At 68.8% G+C, this 23,962-nt stretch carries 23 protein-coding genes and 3 pseudogenes; 9 read left to right on the top strand and 17 right to left on the bottom strand.

Going from position 1 to position 23,962, the window contains the following annotated elements; genetic code table 11:
* Positions 1-220: 220 nt before the first annotated feature.
* Positions 221-646 (top strand): annotated as a pseudogene (locus tag IE206_RS36750) (DUF7691 family protein); the annotation flags it as partial.
* 70 nt (positions 647-716) lie between these two features.
* On the opposite strand, the gene IE206_RS36745 reads toward IE206_RS36750, so the two are convergent.
* Positions 717-1,937 carry a Fic family protein gene (locus tag IE206_RS36745; protein ID WP_308433976.1) on the bottom strand — a complete coding sequence of 407 codons (1,221 nt, stop codon included), beginning with the start codon at positions 1,935-1,937 and terminating at the stop codon, positions 717-719.
* 489 nt (positions 1,938-2,426) lie between these two features.
* On the opposite strand from IE206_RS36745, the gene IE206_RS36740 reads away from it, so the two are divergent.
* The 3 genes from IE206_RS36740 to IE206_RS36730 all read left to right on the top strand — a co-directional run bounded on the left by IE206_RS36740 (position 2,427) and on the right by IE206_RS36730 (position 4,202).
* Positions 2,427-3,095 (top strand): hypothetical protein, encoded by a 669-nt coding sequence (locus IE206_RS36740; protein ID WP_229853335.1) that lies wholly within the window; start codon positions 2,427-2,429, stop codon positions 3,093-3,095.
* A gap of 374 nt (positions 3,096-3,469) precedes the next feature.
* Positions 3,470-3,814: a hypothetical protein gene (locus tag IE206_RS36735; RefSeq protein WP_189970080.1), complete on the top strand. Its 345-nt coding sequence runs from the start codon at positions 3,470-3,472 to the stop codon at positions 3,812-3,814.
* 226 nt (positions 3,815-4,040) lie between these two features.
* Complete coding sequence (locus tag IE206_RS36730) at positions 4,041-4,202, top strand: hypothetical protein (protein ID WP_189970078.1); 162 nt, start codon at positions 4,041-4,043, stop codon at positions 4,200-4,202.
* A gap of 3 nt (positions 4,203-4,205) precedes the next feature.
* On the opposite strand, the gene IE206_RS36725 is transcribed toward IE206_RS36730, so the two are convergent.
* Together IE206_RS36725 and IE206_RS36720 are read right to left on the bottom strand one after the other, a co-directional pair.
* Positions 4,206-5,528 carry a hypothetical protein gene (locus IE206_RS36725; RefSeq protein WP_229853334.1) on the bottom strand — a complete coding sequence of 441 codons (1,323 nt, stop codon included), beginning with the start codon at positions 5,526-5,528 and terminating at the stop codon, positions 4,206-4,208.
* 10 nt (positions 5,529-5,538) lie between these two features.
* Entirely contained in the window at positions 5,539-6,303 is a 765-nt protein-coding gene (locus IE206_RS36720) for a hypothetical protein (protein WP_189970075.1), read from the bottom strand.
* Between the two features lie 63 nt (positions 6,304-6,366).
* Here IE206_RS36720 and IE206_RS36715 point away from each other — a divergent pair, with 63 nt between their 5' ends.
* The gene (locus tag IE206_RS36715; RefSeq protein ID WP_189970104.1) at positions 6,367-7,197 is read left to right on the top strand and encodes a glycosyltransferase family 2 protein; all 831 of its coding nucleotides are present in this window, start codon (positions 6,367-6,369) and stop codon (positions 7,195-7,197) included.
* Between the two features lie 5 nt (positions 7,198-7,202).
* On the opposite strand, the gene IE206_RS36710 is transcribed toward IE206_RS36715, so the two are convergent.
* Positions 7,203-8,219: an NAD-dependent epimerase/dehydratase family protein gene (locus tag IE206_RS36710; protein ID WP_229853333.1), complete on the bottom strand. Its 1,017-nt coding sequence runs from the start codon at positions 8,217-8,219 to the stop codon at positions 7,203-7,205.
* A gap of 234 nt (positions 8,220-8,453) precedes the next feature.
* Here IE206_RS36710 and IE206_RS43900 point away from each other — a divergent pair.
* Together IE206_RS43900 and IE206_RS36695 are read left to right on the top strand one after the other, a co-directional pair.
* Positions 8,454-9,765 (top strand): annotated as a pseudogene (locus tag IE206_RS43900) (helix-turn-helix domain-containing protein).
* A gap of 165 nt (positions 9,766-9,930) precedes the next feature.
* Complete coding sequence (locus IE206_RS36695) at positions 9,931-11,115, top strand: UDP-N-acetylglucosamine--N-acetylmuramyl-(pentapeptide) pyrophosphoryl-undecaprenol N-acetylglucosamine transferase (RefSeq protein ID WP_229853332.1); 1,185 nt, start codon at positions 9,931-9,933, stop codon at positions 11,113-11,115.
* Positions 11,116-11,135: 20 nt separating this feature from the next.
* Here IE206_RS36695 and IE206_RS36690 read toward each other — a convergent pair whose 3' ends face one another.
* From IE206_RS36690 to IE206_RS42855, 5 genes are all read right to left on the bottom strand, one after another.
* Positions 11,136-11,624 (bottom strand): arsenate reductase/protein-tyrosine-phosphatase family protein, encoded by a 489-nt coding sequence (locus IE206_RS36690; RefSeq protein ID WP_229853331.1) that lies wholly within the window; start codon positions 11,622-11,624, stop codon positions 11,136-11,138.
* On the bottom strand, positions 11,572-12,714 hold the full coding sequence (locus tag IE206_RS36685) for a DegT/DnrJ/EryC1/StrS family aminotransferase (RefSeq protein ID WP_189970066.1): 1,143 nt from the start codon (positions 12,712-12,714) through the stop codon (positions 11,572-11,574). The genes IE206_RS36690 and IE206_RS36685 overlap by 53 nt, the downstream gene beginning before the upstream one ends.
* Positions 12,711-13,724, bottom strand: coding sequence for an ATP-grasp domain-containing protein (locus IE206_RS36680; RefSeq protein WP_189970064.1), 1,014 nt, complete (start codon positions 13,722-13,724; stop codon positions 12,711-12,713). Before IE206_RS36680 ends, IE206_RS36685 begins: the two co-directional genes overlap by 4 nt.
* Before the next feature lie 5 nt (positions 13,725-13,729).
* The gene (gene rfbB, locus IE206_RS36675; RefSeq protein WP_189970062.1) at positions 13,730-14,737 is read right to left on the bottom strand and encodes a dTDP-glucose 4,6-dehydratase; all 1,008 of its coding nucleotides are present in this window, start codon (positions 14,735-14,737) and stop codon (positions 13,730-13,732) included.
* 452 nt (positions 14,738-15,189) lie between these two features.
* Positions 15,190-15,339: a DUF5999 family protein gene (locus tag IE206_RS42855; RefSeq protein ID WP_373301046.1), complete on the bottom strand. Its 150-nt coding sequence runs from the start codon at positions 15,337-15,339 to the stop codon at positions 15,190-15,192.
* A gap of 69 nt (positions 15,340-15,408) precedes the next feature.
* Here IE206_RS42855 and IE206_RS36670 point away from each other — a divergent pair, with 69 nt between their 5' ends.
* Complete coding sequence (locus IE206_RS36670; protein ID WP_189970060.1) at positions 15,409-16,134, top strand: nucleotidyltransferase domain-containing protein; 726 nt, start codon at positions 15,409-15,411, stop codon at positions 16,132-16,134.
* Positions 16,135-16,181: 47 nt separating this feature from the next.
* On the opposite strand, the gene IE206_RS36665 is transcribed toward IE206_RS36670, so the two are convergent.
* Positions 16,182-17,729: a tyrosine-type recombinase/integrase gene (locus tag IE206_RS36665; protein ID WP_189970058.1), complete on the bottom strand. Its 1,548-nt coding sequence runs from the start codon at positions 17,727-17,729 to the stop codon at positions 16,182-16,184.
* Between the two features lie 267 nt (positions 17,730-17,996).
* Here IE206_RS36665 and IE206_RS42850 point away from each other — a divergent pair.
* Positions 17,997-18,321 (top strand): annotated as a pseudogene (locus tag IE206_RS42850) (IS982 family transposase); the annotation flags it as partial.
* Between the two features lie 9 nt (positions 18,322-18,330).
* Here the strand turns inward: IE206_RS42850 and IE206_RS36660 are convergent.
* The 7 genes from IE206_RS36660 to IE206_RS36630 form a co-directional block, all read right to left on the bottom strand.
* Complete coding sequence (locus IE206_RS36660; RefSeq protein ID WP_189970056.1) at positions 18,331-18,708, bottom strand: hypothetical protein; 378 nt, start codon at positions 18,706-18,708, stop codon at positions 18,331-18,333.
* A 31-nt stretch (positions 18,709-18,739) separates the two neighbouring features.
* Complete coding sequence (locus IE206_RS36655) at positions 18,740-19,327, bottom strand: SMI1/KNR4 family protein (RefSeq protein ID WP_229853330.1); 588 nt, start codon at positions 19,325-19,327, stop codon at positions 18,740-18,742.
* Between the two features lie 89 nt (positions 19,328-19,416).
* Entirely contained in the window at positions 19,417-20,421 is a 1,005-nt protein-coding gene (locus tag IE206_RS36650) for an NAD(P)H-dependent glycerol-3-phosphate dehydrogenase (protein WP_189970054.1), read from the bottom strand.
* Positions 20,421-21,245: a class I SAM-dependent methyltransferase gene (locus IE206_RS36645; RefSeq protein ID WP_229853329.1), complete on the bottom strand. Its 825-nt coding sequence runs from the start codon at positions 21,243-21,245 to the stop codon at positions 20,421-20,423. Before IE206_RS36645 ends, IE206_RS36650 begins: the two co-directional genes overlap by 1 nt.
* Positions 21,242-22,384 (bottom strand): YcaO-like family protein, encoded by a 1,143-nt coding sequence (locus tag IE206_RS36640; protein ID WP_189970052.1) that lies wholly within the window; start codon positions 22,382-22,384, stop codon positions 21,242-21,244. Before IE206_RS36640 ends, IE206_RS36645 begins: the two co-directional genes overlap by 4 nt.
* Positions 22,374-23,651 (bottom strand): TfuA-like protein, encoded by a 1,278-nt coding sequence (locus IE206_RS36635; RefSeq protein ID WP_189970049.1) that lies wholly within the window; start codon positions 23,649-23,651, stop codon positions 22,374-22,376. Before IE206_RS36635 ends, IE206_RS36640 begins: the two co-directional genes overlap by 11 nt.
* 69 nt (positions 23,652-23,720) lie before the next feature.
* Positions 23,721-23,912 carry a hypothetical protein gene (locus IE206_RS36630; protein ID WP_189970047.1) on the bottom strand — a complete coding sequence of 64 codons (192 nt, stop codon included), beginning with the start codon at positions 23,910-23,912 and terminating at the stop codon, positions 23,721-23,723.
* Between the last annotated feature and the right edge of the window lie 50 nt (positions 23,913-23,962).

Below are 23,962 nucleotides of genomic sequence, written 5' to 3'. Positions count from 1 at the left end.
CCGATCCCGGCGATCACCACGGCACCCGCGACCACCAACCCGATCAGAATGCGGTGCGCTCGGGTGAGCTTCGTGGTCGGTCCTGCTTTCCCCGCGGTCACCTGCGCCGCCCCTCCTTCATCTCTGCACTCGCAACTGAGCAGGTCTCACACTCTCACGCAGGATTGCGTGTTGAGTCAGGAAGGGACGGTCCGCGAAGTGATCGTCAGCCGTTGTCCACGGCGGGCCCTTCAGCGAGGACCAGGCAGTCGCCTTCCAGTACGGCTACACGTACGAGCGGCTGTGCGACCTGACCGGATCCTTCCTGGACAACAGCTCGTTCACCCCGCACCGGGGAGACTGGCTGTCCGTGGTCGACCAGGGCCTCAGGGCACTGGGCATCACAGCCGTGTCGGTCGCGAGGTTGAGCTACAACGACTTGCCCAATCCGCTGCCGTACACCGAGACACCGGGCTGCGGCGAATGGACACCCGCCCAAATCACCAGCGCTCTCGCACAGTTCGAAAGCGCCAAGCAGGCGATCGACGCTTCAGGGCAGGCGCCGCCCCTGGAGCCGGAAGTCGTCGAAGCCGTCACGCAATGCCTCGGCTGGATGCGCCACGCGGCGGCAAAACCAGGCTTCGGCGTGATCGGCTTCCGTTCCTGAGCTCCAGTTGTCCCAGTTTTAGATGAGCGCTCTTCGCAGACACTGAGGTCACGGCCGTGCCGCCTGCTGATCACGTCCTGGTGGGGCCAGTTGAGGCGGCGGCCTGCTGGCTCTCGGTGAGGTGAAGGTCGATGTACCGGGTAAGCATCAGCGGGTCCTGGGGGTCTCCGGCTTGGAAGGTGACGCGGCGGAGCAGCGTGACCGCATCCAGCGTGATGCCCTCGCGAGCGAGGACGAACAGAAGCACGAGGAAGGCGGAGCGGGCGTTGCCGTCGTCGAAGGGGTGGAAGAAGCACACGTCAAGGTAGGCACGGGCGGCGCGGGCCGTCAGAGGGAGGGAACGGTCCCCGGCCACGTTGGCTTCAGCCAGGCAGGCATCGAAGCGGGCGGAAGTGTGCGAGCCGATTCCGTACCGTTCCCGGCCTCCCTTGGCGAAGGCGGGCGAGGTGCGGAACGGCGGCGGCTGCGAGGCGGCCAGGACGTGCTGCTGCCAACTGCTCAGGAGCGCGAAGTCGAGCGGGGCGTTGCGAGCTGCGTCGGCGCGCATGTGCTCCAGGGCGGTGAGCAGCCCGGTGGCGCGGGCGGGGTCTATGGCAGCGTCGAACGCGCGGATGTCCTCCGCGGCGCCGTCGCGCTCTGGGGTCACCGGTCCCTGCGTACTGTCCGGGGCTTCGTGCCATGGCACGGTCTCCCGTACGGTGAGCCATTGCTGCAGGTGGTCCGGCGCCTGCTCGGCGGGACGTGCGCTGGTGTCCGGCCGCAGGGACAGCGCGAGTTTCTCCGCGACATCATCGACCAGCAGTGTGTCGGGGCCGGTCCAGCTCTGGAATCGCCCGCCGATTGCCTCATCGACGAGTTTCTCCGCGACGTCGGCGGTGATGCCCCAGCGGCTGAGGAACCAGGTGAGTACCTGACGGCAGTGGCCGTGCCAGCCGCTGCCGCAGCCCGTGCGGTCGACGACCTGCAGGATCAGGTTTCGCGCAGAGCACTCCCACAAGATCCGCTGGTACTCGACATCGTCGAGCTGGAGGGGGTACGCCTCGAACCATCCGGCGAGGGTCTCCAGCCATTCGCGCCACTCGCACAGCGCAGCCACAACACGCGTGAGCGTCTCCTGCGGGGTCGTGATCGAGTCCCGCGGACAGCACCAGTTCCCCACCGGCCCGCCGTCGAAGTCCCCTTCGTCGCGGTTCCAGCGCCAGCCCACGATCCACTGGCCGTAGTGCTCGACGAGGGCGTGAGACATGGCGTTGGCCCACGGAGTGGCAATGTCGTGATCCCAGTCGCTCATTGCACGGTCGGCAAAGCCGACATCGGGACGGCAGGGAACACAGCGGGCCGGCCCGAGCGAGTGCACCACCGGTTCTGCCAAGGCGCTGTCAAACGGATGACGGGCCGGATCCACTTCGTCCCAGCTGAGAAAACCGGGAGACAACTCAATAATCACCGCGCAAGCCTGCCACGCACGCCCCGTACCCGTTCAAGTGGATTTCCTCCGACCTGTAGGGCCGAAAGTAACCACCACCAACGATGCACGCAGTGGCCCTGGGCGAGCCGTCGCGAGGTGACCGCCCATGCCGCGATGGGGCCTCCGGTGTGCGAACCAAGTTGGGACGGGATGCCGGCGCCCACTGGCCCCACCATGCCTCTTCTGCCATTATGAAAGGAAGAAGGCGCGGGAACCGCCCCCGCCAACGTCTGCGGGACGGACTCCGTCATGCCCTCCTCGCCCGACCGCGCCCGCCTGGTGGGCACCTCAGAGATCGGCGAAGAGTTTGGCGTGAGCACCGGAACCGTCACCCTCTGGTACAACAACCGGGAAACCACGGGCTTCCCGGACACCGCCGGCAGCAAGGGCCGGGCACGCCAGTGGGAGCACGGCGCGGTTAGTGACTGGTTCGCAGCAAGGGAGAAGCCCCGCCTGCAGGAAGCCGGCGCAGCGATCGCCGGCGACCCGGACGAGCTGCTGAACGCGACCCAGGTCGCCAAGGTCCTCGGCTACAAGAACGCCAACCAGATCACCAACTACCTGCGCGACCGGCCGGGATACTTCCCCGAACCCGATGTCGTCGACGAGCTCGGCACGGCGGACCGGCCCTGGACCCGCAAGCAATGGCGCCGCTCGACCGTCACGGGTTGGGCCGCCACCCGCCGCGGCAAGGGGAACCGGCACGACCTCGCCGGCGGCACGCCCCTGCCCGAGGTCCCGCGCGAGGGCGACCCCGACGAACTCCTGGCCGCTCCGGCTGCGGCCGCGCTCCTCGGATACAAGAACGTCACGAGCTTCAGCAGCGCTTTGTCCCAGGGCATCCTCCCGCTCCTCAAGGAGAAGGACGGAACCTTGCCCGGTGCCCGCGGACAACGGCCGGCCTGGACCCGGCGCCGTATCCTCGACCAGGCTCACGAGCGCGCAAACAGGCGCAGCAGGACATCGCCCCACACGGGGTGACAGACACGGTTTCTGGTCAGGGTTGTTGATGCCCAGGCGGGCCAGCACACCGTCCGGTGGCCGGCATGGAGGAGTCGCCAACTCCTTCCCGCGGCGGCACACGCCGCCGCGGACCGGCCACTGGGGGCCACCGGCCAGCGGGCAAAACTTTCCAAGGCCGAAGCGCATTCCAACTGAAGGCTGTCCTACGTGTCTCCATGGCCTGAGCCAAGGGAAGACATGCGCGGCCTCCATCCTCTTCGACCACTCCTCGCGCGCCCTCTGATCGCCACCGTGCGCCTCCGCTCCGAGGGCTGCGGAGGGAACGTTCAGTCCATGCTCGTAGCGGACGGCCTACCTCCGGTTGGCCGCCTCCGAACAGAGGAAGTCCCCTCATGCGTCTTCGTCATGCGGTCGGCGCCGCTTTCGGCGCCCTGGTCCTCACCGTGACGATTCCCGCCTCGGCCCACGCGGCCCTCGGCCGCCTCGACTACCACTACGGCCTTCCGGGAGCCACGACCACGTCGTTGCTGCAAGACCCGAGGTCCGGCAAGTGCATCGACATCCCCGAGGTCGTGGGGCACCCGCTCCAGAACGCCTTCAGCCCCAACAACCGCACCGATGAGGACGTGCTGCTCTACCTGGAGGAGGAGTGCTTTGGTCCGAGCACGACTCTGAAGGCGGGTGCGACGGCCGGGCCCGCGCGGCTGTTCAAGTCGGTGGTCTTCCTCGCCCCGTAGTAGGACGTGCTTCGCCCCTGGTACCCGCCTGAGCGGCCGGTACCGGGGGCGAAGCAGCATGGAGCGGCATGCAGCACCTCCGCGGTCACTACCCGGAGAACATCGGCGTCGGAGCGGCGGCTGCGTACCTTCGGTCTTCGCCTGCCAACCAGGAACTGACAGCGACGGCGGGCGCGATCGCACCGCGGGCCTCGCTACCCTTCGTGATCAAGGGGAGGGGTGCGGCATGGGAAGTATGGTCGTCCTGGCTGCGATCGGCCTGGTGGTCGCTTGTCTGGGTGTAGGCGTGCTGTTGTTGCTGAGTCTGGTGGCGGTCGTGCTGTCTGGGCGTTGGCGAAAGCGGACGATCGCCGCGATGGAGCAGGCCGAGCGAGACGCCGACTGCTAGTTACTACACGGGGTGTCCGGCGGCTCTGCCGTTGGCGTCGCGGCGCATGGCGGTCATGCCAAGGTCTGCCAGGCGGGGGACGAAGTCGACGTCGAGCTGGTCGAGGGGATGGAGCAGGCCTCGCTCGCAGCGCTCGGCGAGCCACACCGTGATCTCGGCGCCGGGGTAGGCCGGGTTGACGCCGATCTCGCCCTTGGGGAGGAAGCCGTTGAACGGTGTTGCGATCCCGCTGGCGTTCCAGTAGGTCCACGTCTGAAGGGCTTTGGCCTGTTCGAAGGCGAGGTAGAGCTGCGGGTAGCGGGCGAGGGTCCGCATCTCGCGGAAGAGTGACTGCCCCAGCAGGGAGGGCGCGCTCTGGGCGAGGGAGTCGAAGTCCGCGCCGTGGAAGGTGAAGGACGCCACGTCCTGGCTGGGAGCGAGGGCGATAGCGGCGAACAGGTGCGCCAGGCGGTCTCGGGCGTAGGCGGCCGTGTCGGGCACCAGATGGGGTTCGATGCCGCCGATGAGCTCGCGCAGTCGCATGTGGCCGGGGTGGAAGCGGGAGAGATCGAAGAGTTTGTCCATGCCGGTTACGGCGGAGAACGCCAGCCGCTTGTACAGAGCGTTGTTCATCTCGCCGGCCTCGGCGCATGTCCTTGTCTGGCCGCTGGTGGAGTGCAGCATCAGGTATTCCGAGAGCACCTCGAAATACAGGTAGCCCAGGAACGGCAGGCCAGGGATGGCGGCGGCGAGCCGGTCGATGAACGTGTCCGGCGCGGTTCGCCTTCCGGCCGCGTTGGCCAGGAGCAGGTCGAGGAAGGGGGCGACGGTGCGGATCTGCTGCACGACGGTGCGGCGCAGCCGGGTGTCTTCTTGCTCGGTGAGGAAGTTGCGGTGCTGGAGGTAGGTGCGCAGGTGAACGCGGCCGAGCCGCAGGTAGTCGATGCCTTTGGCCGGTACCGGACTGCTGGGGGTGACTTCGATGATCAGGGTGCGGGTGTGCGGTTTGGTCTCCAGCAGGTAGGCGCCCAGGTTGTGCGGGCGCAGGCCAGTAGCCTCGGGTATGAGGGGCGCGCAGTACAGCGCGGCGACCAGGCAGCCGGAGGAGACGTACAGCTGACCGCTGGAGCGGATGGCGTCAAGCGCGGTCGTGGTGTGCATCAGGTGAATCGGGCGGCCGCTGGCCAGCGTTCTCGTCATGGCGTTGTCCGCCAACAGCCAGCCGCCCGGGGTGTCCTGCACCAGGCGGTGCCGCCAGTCGGCTTCGCTGTCGGCCAGACCCGCCGGGGCGGGCCGGCTGACCGGGCGGGTGTAGTCGGTGTGGGCGTCGTCGAGTTCGGTGTCCACCAGTTTCCTCCTACTCGTTCTGGCTGGGTGTGAGCGTCTGGCGGGCATCGGTGAGGGCCTGAGCAGGGTCGGCGCCGTCCAAGCGGGCCTGCTCGCTGCGGGTGACGAGGGCGAACGCGACGGCGGGGAGCCAGTCGGGCAGCGCCAGGCGCAGCCGGGAGGTATCGGGCCACCAGCGCGTGCGCGGCAGGCGGTAGCGGTCCAGGCAGTCGGCTGCCTTCAGTACGTCCACCAGGAGCGGACAGGTGCGGAAGGCACGCTCTTGGCGGGAGGTGAAGTTCTCGTAGGGCACGTCGTGCAGGGCGACGGCGGTCGCCGCCCGCTCCAGCGTGGCCGCAGGTACGGGCACGTCGATCGCGCTCGTGACGGTGTCGGCGTGCCGCAGCAGCCAGGTGGCCGCGCGTTGGCCGTGTCCGGGGTCGGCTCGGTCGTCGTGGCGGCGGCAGTCGTGGACGATGCCGGCAATACAGGCCGCTGCGGTGTCCTCGGTGTCGAGCCCGAACTCCTCCGCCAGGAGCGCAGCCAGCAGCCCGACGCGGCCGTTGTGGAGTGTGCCGTGGATGGAGTCAGCCGAGCGCTCCTGGGTGAACCAGGCTGGTGGTGGTACGAGCAGCATCCCCGGTCGTGGGAAGCTGGGCTCGGCGTCGAAGTTCGCCGGCCGGTTGCTCTCAATCCACTTCAGCGTCACGTGGTCCATCAGCTGGTGGGCGGGCAGGCGGCGCTGCTGGGCGAGTTCTCGCAGGCTGGAGGTCGGCTGCGGTGCTCGTGGGGACACGGTGTTCCTTCCACGGACAGATGGGTGCGGGCGGGCGTGAAGCTGGGTGTGGCGATCCTGACCATGGGCACGCGGCCCAAGGAGCTGGCGGATCTGCTGGCCTCGGTGCACCGGCAGACGCATCCGGCGGCCCGGACCGTGGTGGTTGCGCAGGGCTGCGAACTGCCGCAGCTGCCACCGTGGGTCGAGCCGGTTCACCTGAGCGAGAACCTCGGGGTGACCGGCGGCCGCAATGTCGCGCTGGCGTACCTGCGCGACATGGACCTGGTGCTCGACCTGGACGACGACGGACTGCTCGTTGCCGACGACGTCTTCGCCACCATCGACCGGCTCTACGCGGCGGAACCCGAGCTGGGGATCGTCGGCTTCCGCATCGCGGACGAGACCGGAGTGACCCAGCGCCGGCATGTGCCGCGGCTGCGGGCCGCAGACCCGATGCGCGGCGGCCTGGTGACCGGGTTCCTGGGCGGCGCGCACGTCCTGTCGCAGAAGATGCTTGCCCAGGTGGGCGACTGGCCGGACGCCTTCTTCTTCGCGCACGAAGAGACCGACATGGCGTGGCGGGCGATCGACGCCGGCTGGCGGGTCCGCTACGCGCCGCAGCTCCTGTTGCAGCACCCGCGCACCTCCCCGGCCCGGCACGCCTTCTTCTACCAGGTCAACGCGCGCAACCGGGTCTACCTCGCCCGCCGCCACCTCCCGGCCCCTTTGATCCCGGTCTACTTGGGCGTGTGGGTGGTGCTCACCGTGGCCCGCACCCGAAGCCTTGCCGGGCTCCGGGCGTGGTTCGGCGGGTTCGCCGAGGGATGGCGCACCCCGTGCGGGCGGCGCAAGCCGATGCGCTGGCGGACCGTGTGGGAACTGGCTCGCCTCGGCCGGCCGCCCGTGATCTGACCCCTTCATGCCACGGCCAGGGCCCCGGTCTGGGCTGCGGTGCGCAGCCAGGCGGGGAGGGCCTCGGGGGTCTGTTCCAGCCACCGCAGATAGCGGTCCACCCCGTCTTCGACGGACACCTGGGTCGCCCAGCCGAGCAGATGACGCATCCGCGTGGTGTCCGCGCAGCCGCCGAGCGGGTCGTCGTGCGGCCGGGGCGTCTCGGTCAGCCGTGCGTCCGGGTAGTGGCGGCGTACCAGGTCCGCGACGCGTCGGATGGATGTGGCGTGGCCCGTGCCGACGTTGAGCGTCGCCCGGTGCGCGGCGCCGGTGACGGCCGCAAGCAAGGTCGCGTCCGCGATGTCGTCGACGTGCACGAAGTCGCGGACCTGCACGCCACCGCCGTTGAGGTGCAGGGGCAGGCCGAGCGCGGCCCGCATCGCGAACCAGGCCACCACCCAGCTGTGGCTGTTCTCCTTCACCACCTGCGGCTCGCCGTAGACCGAGAAGTACCGCACGATCGCGTACGAGTCTGCCGCACCGCTCAGGGCCAAGGCGGTCTGGTGCTCGCCCCACAGCTTGGTGTTGGCGTAGACCGACCCCGGCGTGAGCGGGTCACCCTCGCTGAACCGGGCCGCGGGGTCGCCTGATCTGGAGCCGAGCCCGTACACGCTGGCCGACGAGACGAAGACCAGTCGCTTGAGCGTGGCCGAGTGCCGGGCCGCAGCGTCCAGCACGGTCTGCGTTCCGTGGATGTTGGCCGTGAGGGCGGCCGCGGGATTGCGCGTACAGGCCGCAACGTCGGCCAGGGCGGCGGCGTGGATGACGAAGTCGCTGCCTTTGACCAGGTTGTCCATCAGCGCAGCATCGGTGACGTCCCCCACGATCACGTCCGGGTCACGCGGGGAGATGTTGAAGACGGAGGAGTAGCCGCAGGAGCCGTACGCGTCCAGGCGGCCCACAGCCACGGGCCGGGCACCCAGCCCACGGAGCCGGTGCACGATACGGCTGCCGACCAGGCCGAAGCCGCCCGTCACAGTCACCGTCGCATCCTTCAGAGCAGCAAAGCAGTCCACGGTGTTCACGCAGGTCCACCCCTTGTGCGTCGAGGCCGCGCCCGGTGTGCGGCACGCCCCCAGAACAGCAGCGCACGCACTCGCGCCCCAGGGGAAAACTGTGTGTCCGGCGTGTGCTCGCGTAGCCAACCACCGTCGCCCCGCTGCACGTTGCGGCATGGTGGGACGGGAAGGCATCGGCGCTGGAATTCCGGGGGCGGCATGGACATGGACCGGCATCCGCTGACATACCTGCGCCGGCAGCGCCACTGGTCGATGGGCGACCTCGCCCGGCTGCTGCGCAGCGAGGCCAGGGCTCTTGGCCTGCGCAGCGGCATCGACCGCAACCGGATCTGGCCCTGGGAAACCGGCACCACACCCACCGCGGAGAGCCAGTTCCTGCTCGCCCGCCTCCTGGACGTGCCAGCCGCCGTAATCGCACAGCTCCCATGGCCCCACTGGCTGCCCGCCTTCGAACAGCCCGCCGAGTTCAGCCCGTCGGGAAGCCGAGCAGCCCTGAGAGAGGTTCAGGTCACCCGCATGGACCGACGATCCTTCCTGGTCTTCAGCAGCAGCGCCTTAGTCGACGTCGCCGCGAACTGGGCCCGCGTCGAACCCGATCACCTGAACCAGGCCCTCGATGGCCAGGGCATCGATGCCGAACTACTGGAATGGCTGGAGCAACGCGCCAGCGAGCTGAGCGCGATGCCCATCGGACTCGGCTCACCCGTCCCCGCGCTCATCGACGCGCACCTGCACACCGCGATCGAGCTCATCGCCCAGGACCGCCACACCCGGCCCCAGGGACGACGCCTGCACGCGGTGGCCGCCAACCTCGCCCACCGTGTCGGCTGGCTCCGCTTCGACGCCGACCGCCACGCCGCAGCCCAACAACACTGGCAGGCAGCCGTCCACGCCGCCCATCAGGCCGGCGCCCGCGACCTGGCCGCCGCCACCCTGTCCGACCTCGCCTACCAGGCCACCTGGCTCGCCCGCCCCGCCGACGCGGTGCGCATCCTGGAACACGCCCGCTCCCGCAACCCGCACGCCCGCCGTCCGCTCCCTGCTCGACGTACGCCGCGCCCGCGCCTGCGCCGTACTCCAGGACCGCACCGCCACCACACAAGCCCTCACGTCCGCAGAAACCGAACTAGAGCGGGGAGCACCGCAGTCGGCGCCAGCGGTCGTCTCCTGGATGTCGGTCGCGGACGTCAACGCCGACGCCGGCCGCTGCTGGCTCGACCTCGGCGACCCCGGCCGCGCCAACACAGCCATCGGCACCGGACTCCAGGAGCTGGACCCACGCCGCGCCCGCACCAAAGCCGTGTTCCTCACCTACCGCGCCGAAAGCGCACTCCGCCGTCACGACGCCGCGACAGCCGCCGACAACGCCCGCGCCGCACTCGACACCGCACTCGACACAGGAGCCCCACGCTGCGTCGACCTCGTCGCCACCTTCATTGGCCGCCTCGACAAACGGCCCGAGCAACCGATCGTCGACCTCCGCGACTACGCACGCCACCGCCTTGCCTGACCGTTCTCGTCGCTCTAGAAAGACCTCCTCTCGGCCGTGCGGATCATGGCGAACGGACGCAAAGCGTCCGTGCAAATGTGGGAGGCTCTGGAGTCGAGGCTGTTACCGAGGGGGACTTCGCGTGGGCGGCCTGAGCAGGGTTTTCAATATTCTGGGAGCTTCTCTGTGAGCAGCGATGTCCACGGTCCCGATCGGGCCTTCCGTCTGGTCGTTACTGGTGGCGGGACTGGCGGTCACACCTACCCGGCGCTCACTGCGGTACGCACGTTGCAGGCCCGGCTCGCAGCGGCCGGGCGGGCGCTGGAAGTTCTGTGGGTCGGGCAGGCCAGCAGTCTGGAGTCCCGTGTTGCGGCTGCTGAGGGGATCGCGTTCGCTTCGGTTGCTGTCGGGAAGATCCGTCGTTCCAGCAATCCGCTGAAGATGGTGTCGCCGGCGAATGTGAAGGACATGGGCCGTGTGCCGGTGGGGGTGCTGCAGGCCCGTAAGGTGATCCGCCAGTTCGGGCCGGACGTGGTGCTGGCCACGGGGGGTTTTGTTGCCGTTCCGGTGGGCGTGGCAGCAACCCGGTTGTGCCATCGGCCTCTTGTGGTCCATGAGCAGACTGTCCGGCTGGGCCTGGCGAACAAGGCGCTCGCCGGGGCAGCGGCGCGCGTCGCTGTGTCGTCGGAGTCCACTCTGCCGCTTCTGCCTGATTCGGTCCGCGGTGCTGCGGTGGTCACTGGCAATCCCGTTCGGCCCGAGGTGTTCACCGGACAGGCGGGCAAGGCGGTTCAAGCACTTGGGATGAGCGGCTTCGACCGCCGCCTGCCCACCGTGTACGTCACGGGTGGCGCCCAGGGCTCGCAGCAGATCAACGGCCTGGTCGCTGATCTACTGCCGTGGCTGCTCGCTCACGCCAACGTGATCCACCAGTGCGGGCCCGACAACCTGACGAGCCTGCGCCAGCACACTGCCGGCCTCCCGGCGGATCTCGCTGGCCGCTACCACCTGACCGCCTATGTCGGCGCCGAGCTGCCCGACGTGCTCGCCCTGGCCGACGTGGTGGTCTCCCGCAGCGGTGCCGGGACGATCGCGGAGCTGACCGCGCTGGGCAAGGCCGCAGTGTTCATCCCGCTGGCAACATCGGCGGGCAATGAGCAGGTCCACAACGCGCAGCATCTGGAGCGGGCCGGTGCCGCGGTCGCCCTGGTCGGCGAGGTGTCGCCGGAGGTGCTGCGCGAGGCGGTGGCCCCGCTGCTCACCGACCCGAAGGTCCGGGCCCAGATGGCTGAGCAGGCCCGGTCGCACGGGCGCCCCGATGCTGCCGAGCGGCTGGTGGATGTGGTGCTGTCCGCCGCGGACTGGCGCTGAGGCCTCTCGAATGCCGTGCCCTATGGCAGGTAGGGCGCGGCGCCGGCTTCGATGATCGCTGCGCAGTCGGCGAAGTCCGCTGCGCGTTTGCCCATGGGGTCGGGGACGTCCTGGCCGTCGTCGAGGTAGAGGCGCAGTTTGGCGGTGTTGTCTTCGCCGCCGATGGTGTGGAGCTGGTCTAGGACGGAGCGGTCCATCGCCAGGACGAGGTCTGCCCAGTCGATCAGGGTTTTGTCGACTTGGGTGGGCTGGTGGCTGGTGAGGTCGTAGCCGCGTGCCCTGGCTGCCTTGATCATGTTGGGGTGGGCGGGGCCGCCGACCCACTTGTCGATCAGTCCTGCCGATCGGACCTCCAGCGCATCGCCCCCTGGACTGAGAGCACGAGGCCGGCGAACGCGCTGCGGCAGTAGTTGCCCAGACACACCGTCAGGATGCGCCGCGGGCGGTCGGTTGAGGTCATCGGGAGACTCCGCTCGTGTCGAGGGCTTGTTGGAGGGTGGAGACGACATAGCGGATGTCGTCGCTGGTCAGGTGCTGGTGGAACGGAAGCGTCATGATCTGCTGCCCGAGTCGTTCGGTGACGGGCAACGGGCGGTGCCACGGCGAGAAGGCAGGCTGCTCGTGGTTGGGCGGGTAGTGCACGCCGACTCCGATGCCCTTCTCGCGCATGTACGCCCAGACGCGGTCGCGGTCCGGAACTTTGACGACGGCGAGGTGCGGGACGGAGTGGTCCACGTCGACGTCCACCAGGATGGCATCCGGGACGCTGCGCAGCGCCGTCTGATAGCTACGCCACAGGTACTTGCGGACGGCCTGGGCCGTCGCGAAGTGCGCGAGCTGGACGCTGCCAATGGCCGCATTGATCGCGGACATCTGGTAGCGGAAGGCGCCCGGGGTGGTGACCTGGTAGGTGGTGGAGGCGGCTCGCTGGGAGGCCGACTCGACGACACCAAGCAGGCGCAGGCTCCTGATCCGGCGGGCTTCCGCACGGGTGCGGGGGATGATCATGCCGCCTTGTCCGCACGTGAGGTTCTTGATCGGGCCGAAGCTGAAGCAGGTCAACCGCCCGGTGGCGCCGACGCGGTGGAGGCCCTGGTAGGAGCCGAAGGCGTGCGCGGCGTCTTCGATGACCGTGATGCCGCGCTCGGCCAGGAGATCGTCGATGGGGCGCAGGTCGACGGCGCGTCCTCCGTACAGGACGGGCATCACGGCCGTGGTGGTATCTGTGAGGGCGTCCAGGACAGCGGGGGCGTCCATGCACAGGGTGTCGGGGTTCACTTCGGCGAAGCGGGGTCGGGCGCCGCAGTGGAGGATCGCCTGGATCGTCGCGCAGAACGTCAGCGAGGGGACGATCACGTCCATGCCGGTGGTGATACCCGCAGCCACCAAGGCGGTGTGGACGGCGGCGGTTCCCGAGGACACGGCGACGGCATCCTCGACGCCGAGGAGGCGGGCGACACCTTCCTCGAACTCCTCGACGGTTGAAGTGTGGCCGTAGTGCCCACTGGCCAGCACCCGCGCCACGGCGGCCTGCTCGGTCCCATACAGGTACGGGCTGGCGTTGCGGCCGGCGCCGGGACCGGCAGGTGTGGCGGTCATAGTGTCTCCCTGGATCGGGGAAGCGTGGCCTGGTCACCACTGGCGAGCGTCTCGGTGTACTGGGTGAGGAACACGTTGGACTGGTAGGTGAGCCGGTCGTGATCGACCGGTTGATGGAACAGGCCGTTCACGGTCTGGCCGACCAGGTCGGCTCCGGCGGCCTCGGCGAGGGCGAACCCGCCGGCGACGCGCACATTGAGCTCAGTGATCAGCACAGGGGTGGGCCCGATGTCGGTGAGGAAGCCCTGGACCGAGCACAGACCGGCCGCGCCGACGGCCGTAAGGGTCTCCTTGACCAGCTTGTCGACCGCGGCGTCATGGAAGGTGGTGGCGACCGCGGCGAGACCGCCCTTGACGAGCTTGCGGTGGCGCAGGATCACCGACGCCCGGCCTGCCCGGTCCACCAGGCAGTCGGCGGTGAACTCCGTGCCTCGGATGCGCTCCTGGACCAGCGCCTCGGGAACCAGCTCGCACAGCACCCGGGCCTGCTCGGGCGTGCTGCAGAAAAACACATTCTGCGCTCCGTGGCCTGCCCTGGGCTTCACCACAAACTCCCCCTCGCCCTCGATCAGTTCATCGAGCCGGTGCGGGAGAACGGTCCGGGGAGTGGGGATGGCTCGCGTGGTGAGCACGTCGTGGAAGACGGCCTTGTCCACGCACGTCTGGATCGACTGGGCGCTCGGCAGCCACATTCGTACGCCGGTCTTCGCCAGGGTCCGCTGGGCCCTGAGCAGCGGCATGAGGTCGTTCTCGATCCCCGCCATGACGGCGTCAGCCCGGGTGTCCCAGCACACCTTCGCCATGGCGGCGGCGTAGGAGGGATGGTCGGCCCGCGGGGTGACCCGGGCGACGGCCCCGGGGAGCAGCAATCCGGGAGCAAGCGGTTCGGCGTCCGTGCAGATGACCTGATGCCCCAGCCGCTGAAGGCTGCGCGCGAGCCCGAACCCGGGGTTGGCGCCGACCCCGGTGACGACGATCCGCCGGGCCTTCGGCTTCTTTGTCGCAGCCATGGAACTCACGCCCCCACCGGGGCGGTGATGGCGACTTCGGCCGTCGGGGCCGCGGGGTCGCGCCGTACGGGCGGCCGCCGGTCGGGGTTGTCGCGGTACCACCGCACCGTCTCGGCGAGGCCTTCCTCCAGCGTGCGCTGGGGCTCCCAGCCGAGCGCGCGCAACTTGGACCAGTCCATCGCGTACCGCACATCGTTGGAGCGCCGGTCGGGTACATGCCGCACCGCGTCCCAGTCGGCGCCGCACTCGGCCAGAAGGAGCCCGGTGAGCTCCCGGTTGGTGAGGTCGGTGCCGCCGCCGATGTTGTAGATCTCGCCGGGCACACCCTCGCGCAGGACCAGTTCCAAGGCGCGGCAGTTGTCCTCGACGTAGAGCCAGTTGCGGATGTGCTCGCCCTGCCCGTGCAGCGTGACCGGTTCTCCTGTGAGGAGGTTCGTCACGAACCTGGGGATGATCTTTTCGGCGTGCTGGCAGGGCCCGTAGTTGTTCGACGACCGGGTCACGCACACCGGGACGCCGAAGGTCTGATGGTAGGACAGGGCGATGAGATCGCTCGCGGCCTTCGATGCGGCATAGGGGACGGTGGGCCGCAGCGGATCGTTCTCGGTGGCGGCGCCGGAGGGCAGCGGCCCGTAGACCTCATCGGTGGAGACGTGCACAAACCGTTCGATGCCGAACCGCTGCGCTGAGTCCAGGACGATCTGCGTGCCCAGCACGTTCGTCATCACGAAGGTGCCGGCTTCGAAGAAGCTCCGGTCGACGTGGGACTCGGCGGCCAGGTGCACGATCGCCTGACAGCGCTGCACGTAGTAGTCCACGAGCTCCTTGTCGAGGATGGTGCCCTTGACGAACGTCATTCGCGGTGAGTGCAGCTCGTCGCGGAGATTTTCGATGTGCCCCGCGTAGGTGATGGCGTCGAGCACCGTCACCTTGGTGACGTCGTCGGCGCGGAGCAGTTGTTTGACGAGGTGCGAGCCGATGAAGCCGGCACCGCCGGTCACCAGTACGTCCATGTCCCATAACCCGTCTGTGGATTGAGTGGGGAAGGCCGGCGAGGGTGCTCTGCCGGGAAGGGGCCTTGCGGCCGCATGGGGTTGTGTCGGCGCTCTGGTACAAAGGCTCCAAGGGCGGAAAACGTGGAGCTGAGCGATCAGAGGCGCAGGTCATGCAACTCGTGCTGAGATGGGTGGTGTGCCCGGCTCCGCCCAGTTGATCCTCGTCACGCGGAGCCGGGCGTCCGCTGTCGGTTGGGTGTCCGGCCGTGATGGGTAACCGGCACCCTGGGAAGCCCCCACCGACGGCGGAAGGCAAGGGAGCTGCCGCCTAGGCGGCAGCGGGGGCGGCCCCCGTGCAGCCATGGCACCGCCGAAGACCCCGCTCAGGGTGAACTCGCATGCTCATCAGGTCTGTTGCATGTTCTGCGTGCAGCGTTTGACGCGGAAACGAGAGCCCCTGGTCGGGCCCCTCACGCGACGGTCCGCTCTACGAGCAGCGATCGGCAGGGAGCGATGGCCTGACCGTCGGGCAACAACTCGCCGGTGTCCTCGAAGAGGAGGACCCCGTTGCACAACAGGCACCTTCTCTGCACTTCACTCGATCGAGGCTCGCTGGGGATCTGAACGACGGGGGTGCGTCCGGCTCGGCCCCTGGCATGCGCTTTTCGCAGATGGCACGATGAGCGCCCATGGATGATCAAGGCACTCTGACTGCTCAGGCGCTGCGGTTGGTAACGACCCGTTTCCCAGATGCCCTGGGGGCCATGCTGGGCGGATCGGCTGCCCAGGGACGCGCTACTGAGGCCAGCGACTTGGACGTTGCAGTCCTCCTGCCGGACTCGGATATCAGCCGCCGCGAGGTAGTCCGCCATGAGGGCCGACTGGCCGAGCTGTTCCTGAACACCGTTGCGGACATACCGGAATTCTTCGAGTGGGACAGAGCCCGCCGCCGCGGCACGGTCCTGTTCATCTACGACCAGGGCCTGCCGTTGATGGACCCGCACGGCGAGCTCTCCCGAGTGTGCGAACAGGCCCGAGAGGTACTCGCGGCCGGGCCTCCGCCGCTCACGCCGGCGGAATGGGAACGAGGCCGCTATGGCCTGACCTGCTTCATGGACGACCTGGTCGACACTCCGCCCACCAACCGGTACGAACAGCTTTCCCTCGCCGACTTCGTCCTGCGCGAAGCTGCCAATCTGCTCACCGCCCACCACGGCGCCTGGACGGGCATCGGCAAGTGGCTGCCTCGCAGGCTGCTGAGCGCCGATCCGGCACGAGGAAAGGCGCTGCTGGACGGCCATCAGACCTTGGCGGAACGGGCCGATCCCGCTCCGTTGGCGACTGCGGTTGAGGGGGTGCTCGACCTGCTCGGCGGACCGCTGAGAGAAGGGTATGCGCATCGCTGGCGCACCTGACCTGCTTCTTCCTTGTCTGCGCTCACTCGATCGTGGTTTGTTGGGGATCACTGGATCTCCTCGGGGCGTGGGCGTGGGATGCCGAGGTTGGTGGTGGGCCTCTTGGAGAGGCGGGCGGCTTCGGCCTGTTTTGCGCGGAGGAAGGTCAGGGTCGAGTCGATGCCTTCGACCTCGCCGAGCCAGTGCTCCTCCTGGGCTCGCTTGCGGCGCAGGAGAAGGTCCTTCTCGATCTCCGCGAGGCGGGGCAGCATCTTGGGGTTGACCTGGAGCATTGGGCAGCGGATGCAGGCGTGTTCGTGGTTGCAGGGGGTGCCGTAGGGGCGGGCGCAGTTGCCGAGTTCGACCTTGCGCTTGTCGAAGTGCTCCTCGAAATCGGCCCACTCCTCGGGCGTGACCTCGGGGTATTCGATCTCGGGCCGGAGCGAGCGGCGGTGGTTCAGGAACCGCTGGTAGTTGGCGACGATGTCCTCGGCGAAGACCGCGACATAGCCCTGGAGAGTCTGGAGGTTCAGGTGGCCGAGCAGGGCGGCGCCGATGTGGATGGGCAGGCCGCCATTGACGATCTCGGTGGCGAAGAGCCGTCGGAAGTCGTGCGGCGTGAAGGTCATGTCGGCGAAGGCCCGGTGGGACTCGGCGAGTTCCTCGCAGCTGCGGGCGAACATGTGGAGGAACGTGGTCGGGGAGATCACTGATCGCTGTGTGCCGTTCTGCCGTTGCATGAGGAACGGCATGGGCTCTGACCAGGTCTTCTCGTGTGGGTCGTAGCGGTTGAGCAGGCGGACGGGCTGGCCGTCGGGGGTGAGGCGGCGGATGATCTGGGCGACCGCGTGGAACAGGTCCGCGGACATCGGGATGACACGCTCGCGTTCGCTCTTGGACGGGGCGATGACGAGCAGGGCGATGACCTCGTCGTTCGGGCGCCGATACTGGCGGATGCTCAGGTGGGTGAGCTCGCAGAGCTCCTCGACGCGGATACCGCTGTGCCGCAGGATCTCCAGGCCGGCCCATTCCCAGAACGCGGTGTCCTCGGTGAGCGTGACGTTGAGGACCTGTCCGTCCTCGTCGGTGACGCGGACCGGTGGTTCGTCCTGGCTCTTGGCCCAGGTGCGATCGCGGTCGCTGTCCGTGCGCCGGTAGGAGTGCCCGTCGTGCTCGAAGATCTCTCCGAGTTCGACCGCGCGGGCCTTCTTGAGCAGGCCCGTTAAGTGCTCGTAGCGGCCTTCGACGTGCGCGACCAGGGTGGGCAGCAGCGGCTGGCGGACCCGGATGCGGTCGGACATCCGCTGGTGGATCTCCCGCTTGCGCTTGGCGAACCCCTTGAGTTCCTTCGGCCGGATCGGGCAGGGCACGACCCACTGAGCCCACTGCTCGGGCTCGTCGATGGCCCAGCTGTGCAGGTCGAGATAGAGAGCGCGGACGGCCAGGAGGATGCCGGAGTCGTCGGCGCGAGTGCGGCGCTCGTCGCGGTCCCACCGCTTGATAGCCGCGCGCCACTGGTCATAGACCTCGGGGCTCAGCGCCAGGTCCTGCTGCCACCGGGATGCCGAGTCCCATCGTGATCCGCCAAATCCCGGATGGCACAGCAGTGAGGGCAACGACGTGCGCGGATCGGACCACCCAACGGGCAGGAGGCGGATTTTCGGAGATGGCAGCACCTGCAGGTGTCCCAAACGTGACCATGGCTCCATGCTGTCCGGCGGATCACCCCGCCGAATCATGCCCAAGGTCCAACTCGGCTCCCCCGCTCGGGGGATGGAGACATCCGCTTCGGCCGAACAGCCGCCGATACCCGACTGTCCGCATGCCGAGCGAGTCCGAGCATCCGCCTGCGGGCATGCCGCGAGAGTGTCCAATGTCGGTGTGTGAAGACAGAATTGGACACCCTCGCAACGGCGCTCTACGTGAGGACCGACGACGAACTGAAGGCTTCACCGCATCTGGCTCCGTGGCGCCCGGCAGTCGGGATCGCGCCCACGCTCAGTGACGCCGAACTGGTCACGCTGGCGGTGATGTCGGCGCTGCTCGGCTTCGCCTCGGAGCGGCGGTGGCTGCGGCGCGCGGACCGGGACTTCCGCCACCTGTTCCCGTACCTACCCCAGCAGTCCGGGTACAACAAGCGCCTGCGCAACGCATCCGGGCTGGTCAAGCACATGATCAGGATGCTGGCGCAGGACACCTCCCCTTGGACTCATCCATCTAGAGGGATTCAAGGGTTCCGGTCACGGTGTAGGTACCGCTCAGAATCGGGCCGCCGGACGCTCCGGCTGCGTCGAACTGCAACGTAGCGGGGCCGTCGATGTAGATCGTCGAGCTGTAGTTGAAGCCGTAGAACCTGCGGTCGGGAGGCCCGGAAGGCGGCGGACCGCACGGCACCCAGGGAAAGGCGTACTCCAGTCCGCTGTTGCTGGCCGTCAGGAAGGCAGAGCCGAGCACGCCCCCGTTGTCCATCGAGTAGAACCCCGTCACCGTCTCGATGACCAGACGCTTCCCTGCGGGGACCGGGTCGGGCAGGATGACCCGTCCGATGCTCCCGCTGTTGTTGTCGAAGCTTCCGCCCGAACGGTAGATGTCCATCAACTGCCTCCCGGTGGCTGGTATGGGGGTGCTACCCGGAAGCGTCGCGGCTGACGTCACCCACACAGGTACAACGCGAGCCTGACCACCGCAGCTCAATCCCCTGGGACGGCTGAATATCCAGTTTGAACCCATCAGCCGGGACGAGCCTTTCAACAAACGACGCGAAGTCCGGCGCAAGAGCCAGCTCCGTGTCCGCATCAGTGTCGAACCAGGTGACCGACGGCTCACCAAGCCGACCGCAGACCCGGTAGTCGAGCGCGATCCAGCAGTGCCCGTCACCGGACAACAACACAATCGGCGAGGGGAGGCCCCACTCCTCGATCAGCTCGGGCGTGTCCAGAACCGATGTCATCCGCTCGCGCCCGCCGATCCCCATTAGCTCGTCCAACGGCACGTGATCATCGCTCCACGACGTGGGCACGCAGGTGGGAAACGCATTCCATCGATCCGCCACGCGGCCACCGTTCTGCAGCCGCAGCAGGCACAGAAGCGAGGCGGGGAGCGAGACACTCAGCCGGAACTCGGCATCCCGTACCGCAGCTTCAGTCAAGGACGGCTGGACACCATCGTCGTCGCTGCTCCAGAACGATGCTTTGACCTCATCGAAGCGCGTCACGGTCAGCAGCGTATGGCCAGCACGGCAGTCCACGGACAGAGCCCCCGAACATCCGCAGTCTCCGTACACGGAGCTGAAGGCCTGTGGATTCACCGGCCGTAAAGCTCGGACCTCGGTGCTCGGGCCATCAGGCGGCTGGCTGCCTCGGTGACGCTGATACGCCGCTTGATGACATCCACCACGACTTCGGTGATGGGCATCTCCACCCCGTACCGGTGGGCGAGGGCCAGCAGCGCAGCGGACGACTTCACGCCCTCTGCCGTCTGCTTCGTGGCGACGGTCGCCTCGTCCACCGTCATTCCCTGGCCGAGGTGTTCGCCGAAGGTGCGATTGCGGGAGAGCGGCGAGGAGCAGGTGGTGATGAGGTCGCCGACGCCGGCGAGGCCGGAGAAGGTGAGGGGGTCGGCGCCGAGGATGGCGCCGAGGCGTGCGGTTTCGGCGAGGCCTCGGGTCATGAGCAGGGCGGTGGCGTTGTGGCCCAGTCCCATGCCGCTGGCGAGGCCGACGGCGAGGGCGATCACGTTCTTGGTAGCACCGCCGAGCTCGCAGCCGATGACGTCGGTGTTCGTGTAGGGCCTGAAATACGGGGTCATGCAGGCCTGTTGCAGCGTCTTCGCGACCGTTTCGTTGGTGCTGGCGATGACGGAGGCGGCGGGCTGCTTCTCGGCGATTTCGCGGGCCAGGTTCGGGCCGGACACGACAGCCACCCGGTCCGCCGGTACCCGGGTCACCTCGGTGATGACCTCCGACATGCGCAGACCGCTGTGGATCTCGATGCCCTTCATCATGCTGACCACGACCGTCTGCGGCTCGATCAGGGGTGCCCACCGGGCCAGGTTGGCGCGCAGCGACTGGGCCGGGATGGACACCACCACGAAGTCAGCCCCGGCCAGGGCCTTGGCGGGGTCGGTGGTGGCGTGCAGCGTCGTGGGCAGTGTGATCCCGGGCAGGTAGGCGGGGTTCTCGTGGCGGTGGTTGATCGCGTCGGCGATCTCGTCGCGGCGGGCGTGCAGCAGGACGTCGTTGCCCGCGTCGGCCAGGACCGCCGCGAAGGCCGTCCCCCACGAACCAGCCGACAGTACGGCGATCTTCATCAAGTTTCCTGTTCTCCGTCGAGGATTGCGTGATGGAGCGTAGGGGACAGCGCAGGGTCGGGCGGGCGGAGCAGGGTCATGACGAGCGCCCGGCGCCCGGCGAGGCGGGGGAGCATGCGGGTGGCCTCGCTGAGCATGATGTTGGCCTGGTCGTCGCCCAGTTCGTTGCGCAAATCAGCTTCGTGGGTGATCCACAGGCGGTAGAGGCATGCCCACATCTGGGGCTCCTCAGGCCGCTCGGTGACGTCCTCGACGATGAAACCGGCGGCCTCTTCCTGTTCAAAGGACAGGGATTGCGGAGCGTGGCGCACGGCGCGGGTGAGGACGGCCCGGGCGCCGGGGCGCAGGATGCGGAGGAACTCGCAGAGAGCTGCGGCTCGGTCGGGAGCGTTTCCGAGGGCGTCCACGCATACCAAGCCGTGAGCGTGGGCGTCGGGCAGGCCGGTTGCGGCCAGGGTGGCGACGCGGAACGTGGCTCGTTGCGGGGTCACGAAGGCCGGGCGGCGGGCGGTGGCGAGGTCGACGGCGACCGGTGAGATGTCGATGCCGATCAGGCGGGCGGACAGAGCGCGCGCGAGCCAGAGGCCTACTCCTGCGGTGCCGCAACCGGCATCGACCAGGAGATCGCCGGGGTTGAGGCGGAGTTGGCTGACCAGGGTGGCCAACAGGGGCCAGTCGCAGGAGCTGTGCGGGGCGACCTCAGTGGGATAGGCGTCTCCCATGGCTTCGGCGTACAGGCGCGCAACCCACGTGCTGTGGGCGCGGCTGCGGTGGAAGGCGTCGTAGCCGTCGCGGAGCTGCTGTTCCTGGGTTTGGGTGTTCATCGGGGTACCGATCTGGTGATCCGTGACCGGGCGGCGGGGCAGATGACTTTCAGCGCGGCCAGGGGTTCGGCCGGGTCGGACAGGTCCAGGCAGATCGGCTCGTAGCCGGTCACTTTCTGGATTCTCCGGGCGATCGCCTCGGCCTGCTCGGCCAGGGTGACGGGCCATCCCATCCGTGTGCCGGCCAGGACGCTCCAGGGCTCATACGGTCCTGGGGCGCTGTGGGGGCGGGCGGGGAGTGCGGCGTCGAAGGCTGCCTCGTGGGAGGGGAGATCGTCGCGGGTGCCGGCGATGCAGGTCAGGCGGGACTGCGCGGCCTCGGTGATGGCGCGCGAGAGCGCGATGTGCGGTTCGGCATGGCAGCCGGTCCCAGCGAAGGTCACCGGGTAGTCCTCGGACCACAGATAGGCCATGCAGACCGGAACGGCGTACCCGTTGTCCACGGACACCAGCTCCACCGTGACGCCGGCGCCGAGCAGGTACAGCAGCAGACGACGGCAGTACGGGTCCGCAACCGTCGCCGGGTCGATCAGGGTCCTCCCGGCGCCCGAGGCCAGGTCGTCGGTGAACAGGGCATCGCGCTCGATGACTTCGTACATGGCGTGCAGCAGTGCCTCGTCCCGGGAGTTCCCGCAGGCCAGCCCCGTACTGCTGGTGCGGAACAGGTCCGGCTCCCACATGGGGCGCGCCGCCGTGCGCTGGACCAGGCCGAGCGGCACCAGGACATGGCGCCTGCTCAGGACGCCGGTGCCGGCAACCCAGTCCAGCTGGAGGTTTTCCACTCCTGGCGCCGTCGTCCTGACCGGCAGGGCAGTCAGTGGATAGGGCAGGTCGAGGCCGGCGGCCGGGGCTCGCCGCACGGTGCGCAGCGGCTGTCCGGCGTGCCACAGCTCGATGCCCTCCATCACAGCGGAGATCCTGGCGAGGTCGTCGCTGGCGCCTTTGCCCTGGGTGGCCGTCAGAGTCTGCGAGGCGGGGCGGATCGCCGTCCAGACGGGCATGCCCAGGTAGTCGAGCCTGGTCAGGCGGGCCACCCGGGTGATGCCGTACCGCGGCAGCAGGGGGACGAGCATGGTCCAGGTTTCGTGGGGCAGCCGGGCGCGGACGGTCCCGTCGAGGTAGATGGGGTCACTGGGCATCGGTTAACTCCCGTCCGGACAGGCTGTGATGGTGCTCCTGGTCGTGGAGGAGCCCTGTCAGGAAGTGCTTCAGGTCGGCGACCGCGTGGGCGCTGGTGTGAAAGCCGCGGGCTGCGGCTTCGTCGTCGAGTTCCCGTGCGCCGGGGCAGTGCCACAGGCACTGCAGGGCGCGGCCGGTCACGGCGTTGTCGAGTGCTTCGGGACAGAAGCCCGGCTGGGTCCGGCGGGCCGTGTCGTTGCAGGCTGCGTACCGTGCAATCGTCGCCCGGTCCGCAGCGCTCTCGTGAGCCAGCAGGCGGGCCACGGTGCTCGGGTCATTGAGGTCGGGTACGGGATGGAAGAGCGTGTGGGCAGGGATGCGGCCGGTGTGCGGCTGGGTCAGCTCCGCCATGCGTTCCGGTAGCGGCATTCCTGGTGTGCCGTCGTTCGGGTGCTCGGAGAGGTGGCCGAGCCAGGCGCGCCACACCGCGGGGAAGCCGGGGTCGAAGAGCTGCTGGTAGGCCACGCGCCTAGCCGTCGCCATCGGCTCCCCGGCCACGGGGAGCGTGGCGAAGTGGTTGGCCCAGCGCCGGTAGTACCCGGTGTCCCAGCACCGTGCTGGTACTGGATCCTGCGGCGCATGGGTGCTGGTGAGCGCGAGGAGGACGGCTTCGAGGGCGTCGGCCCGCTTGACGTCGCCGAAGTACGGATCGGCCGAGCGCCGCTGCTGGAGCCAGGCCGCGAAGGCGTCGGCATGGTGGCGCCGGCAGATCGCGAGAACCGCGGGCAGCGTCCGGTGCGGGTAGTAGACGCCGCCGAACGCGGCCAGCAGCCCGGCCGCAGCGTCCGGCGCCATGACCCCGTCGCGTGCGGCGATGGCCAGGACGTGGCGGAGGTTGACCAGCGGCCAGGTCAACGACCGCCAGCTGCCGTCCGGTTGCTGCCCGACCGCGACCTCGTCGTCCCCGTCGAGATCACCGCGCAGATAGGCGCGGAAGACCGCACCGACGCCGGTCATCCCGAACGCGCTCAGCTCGGCCGCGCGCAGCGCGCCGATCGAGGCGGCACCGATGACCCGGACACCCCGGTCGAGCACGGCCAGGATTTCCTTGTGCCGCACCGCCGCAGCCTGGTGGTACATCCCGTCGATGAGGACCACCGTGTCCCCGGTGCCGATCGCCGGATCGAACAGGTCACCGTGCCGCATCGGCGGCAGCACACGGACCCGGGGTGCGGAGAGAAGCGGTTCCCCGTGGTGCAGGGTGGGTCCGACGTAGACGTGAATCATGTGCTCCTCCACAGGCGTGGCCGCGGTGCCGGAACCGCCAGGGGTGCCGGCACCACGGGTTGCGCGGGATTAGGCGACGCCGCCTTCCTCCTCGACGTCCTCGATCCGTACGACGCTGGACGGCACGGTGAGCGCGGCGATGCCGCCCGCCGCGTCCTTCACGACGGGCTGGTCCTGGACGGCGAGTTCGGACTTGGACAGTTCCACGAGGATCTCCTTCTTCTTCTCTGCGAACGGCGCGGGCAGTTGCCCGTGCCGCACCCCTCCCCTGCAGCGGGGCGGGGTTGGTGCCGTCCCCTCTCGGGGGGACG

Source organism: Streptomyces violascens (genome assembly GCF_014649955.1).
Lineage (GTDB): Bacteria > Actinomycetota > Actinomycetes > Streptomycetales > Streptomycetaceae > Streptomyces > Streptomyces violascens.
Note: the sequence above shows the minus strand (reverse complement) of the source record. Positions and strands in the feature narration are given on the sequence as shown.

What these genes read in the sequence shown, in the direction of transcription:
- IE206_RS36650 (WP_189970054.1), bottom strand. Translation starts at nt 20,421, where the DNA reads ATGAAGATCGCCGTACTGTCGGCTGGTTCGTGGGGGACGGCCTTCGCG.
- IE206_RS36645 (WP_229853329.1), bottom strand. Translation starts at nt 21,245, where the DNA reads ATGAACACCCAAACCCAGGAACAGCAGCTCCGCGACGGCTACGACGCC.
- IE206_RS36745 (WP_308433976.1), bottom strand. Translation starts at nt 1,937, where the DNA reads ATGAGCGACTGGGATCACGACATTGCCACTCCGTGGGCCAACGCCATG.
- IE206_RS36685 (WP_189970066.1), bottom strand. Translation starts at nt 12,714, where the DNA reads ATGACCGCCACACCTGCCGGTCCCGGCGCCGGCCGCAACGCCAGCCCG.
- rfbB (WP_189970062.1), bottom strand. Translation starts at nt 14,737, where the DNA reads ATGGACGTACTGGTGACCGGCGGTGCCGGCTTCATCGGCTCGCACCTC.
- IE206_RS36660 (WP_189970056.1), bottom strand. Translation starts at nt 18,708, where the DNA reads ATGGACATCTACCGTTCGGGCGGAAGCTTCGACAACAACAGCGGGAGC.
- IE206_RS36715 (WP_189970104.1), top strand. Translation starts at nt 6,367, where the DNA reads ATGGGCACGCGGCCCAAGGAGCTGGCGGATCTGCTGGCCTCGGTGCAC.
- IE206_RS36640 (WP_189970052.1), bottom strand. Translation starts at nt 22,384, where the DNA reads ATGCCCAGTGACCCCATCTACCTCGACGGGACCGTCCGCGCCCGGCTG.
- IE206_RS36635 (WP_189970049.1), bottom strand. Translation starts at nt 23,651, where the DNA reads ATGATTCACGTCTACGTCGGACCCACCCTGCACCACGGGGAACCGCTT.
- IE206_RS36730 (WP_189970078.1), top strand. Translation starts at nt 4,041, where the DNA reads ATGGGAAGTATGGTCGTCCTGGCTGCGATCGGCCTGGTGGTCGCTTGT.
- IE206_RS36735 (WP_189970080.1), top strand. Translation starts at nt 3,470, where the DNA reads ATGCGTCTTCGTCATGCGGTCGGCGCCGCTTTCGGCGCCCTGGTCCTC.
- IE206_RS36680 (WP_189970064.1), bottom strand. Translation starts at nt 13,724, where the DNA reads ATGGCTGCGACAAAGAAGCCGAAGGCCCGGCGGATCGTCGTCACCGGG.
- IE206_RS36670 (WP_189970060.1), top strand. Translation starts at nt 15,409, where the DNA reads ATGGATGATCAAGGCACTCTGACTGCTCAGGCGCTGCGGTTGGTAACG.
- IE206_RS36690 (WP_229853331.1), bottom strand. Translation starts at nt 11,624, where the DNA reads ATGTCGTCTCCACCCTCCAACAAGCCCTCGACACGAGCGGAGTCTCCC.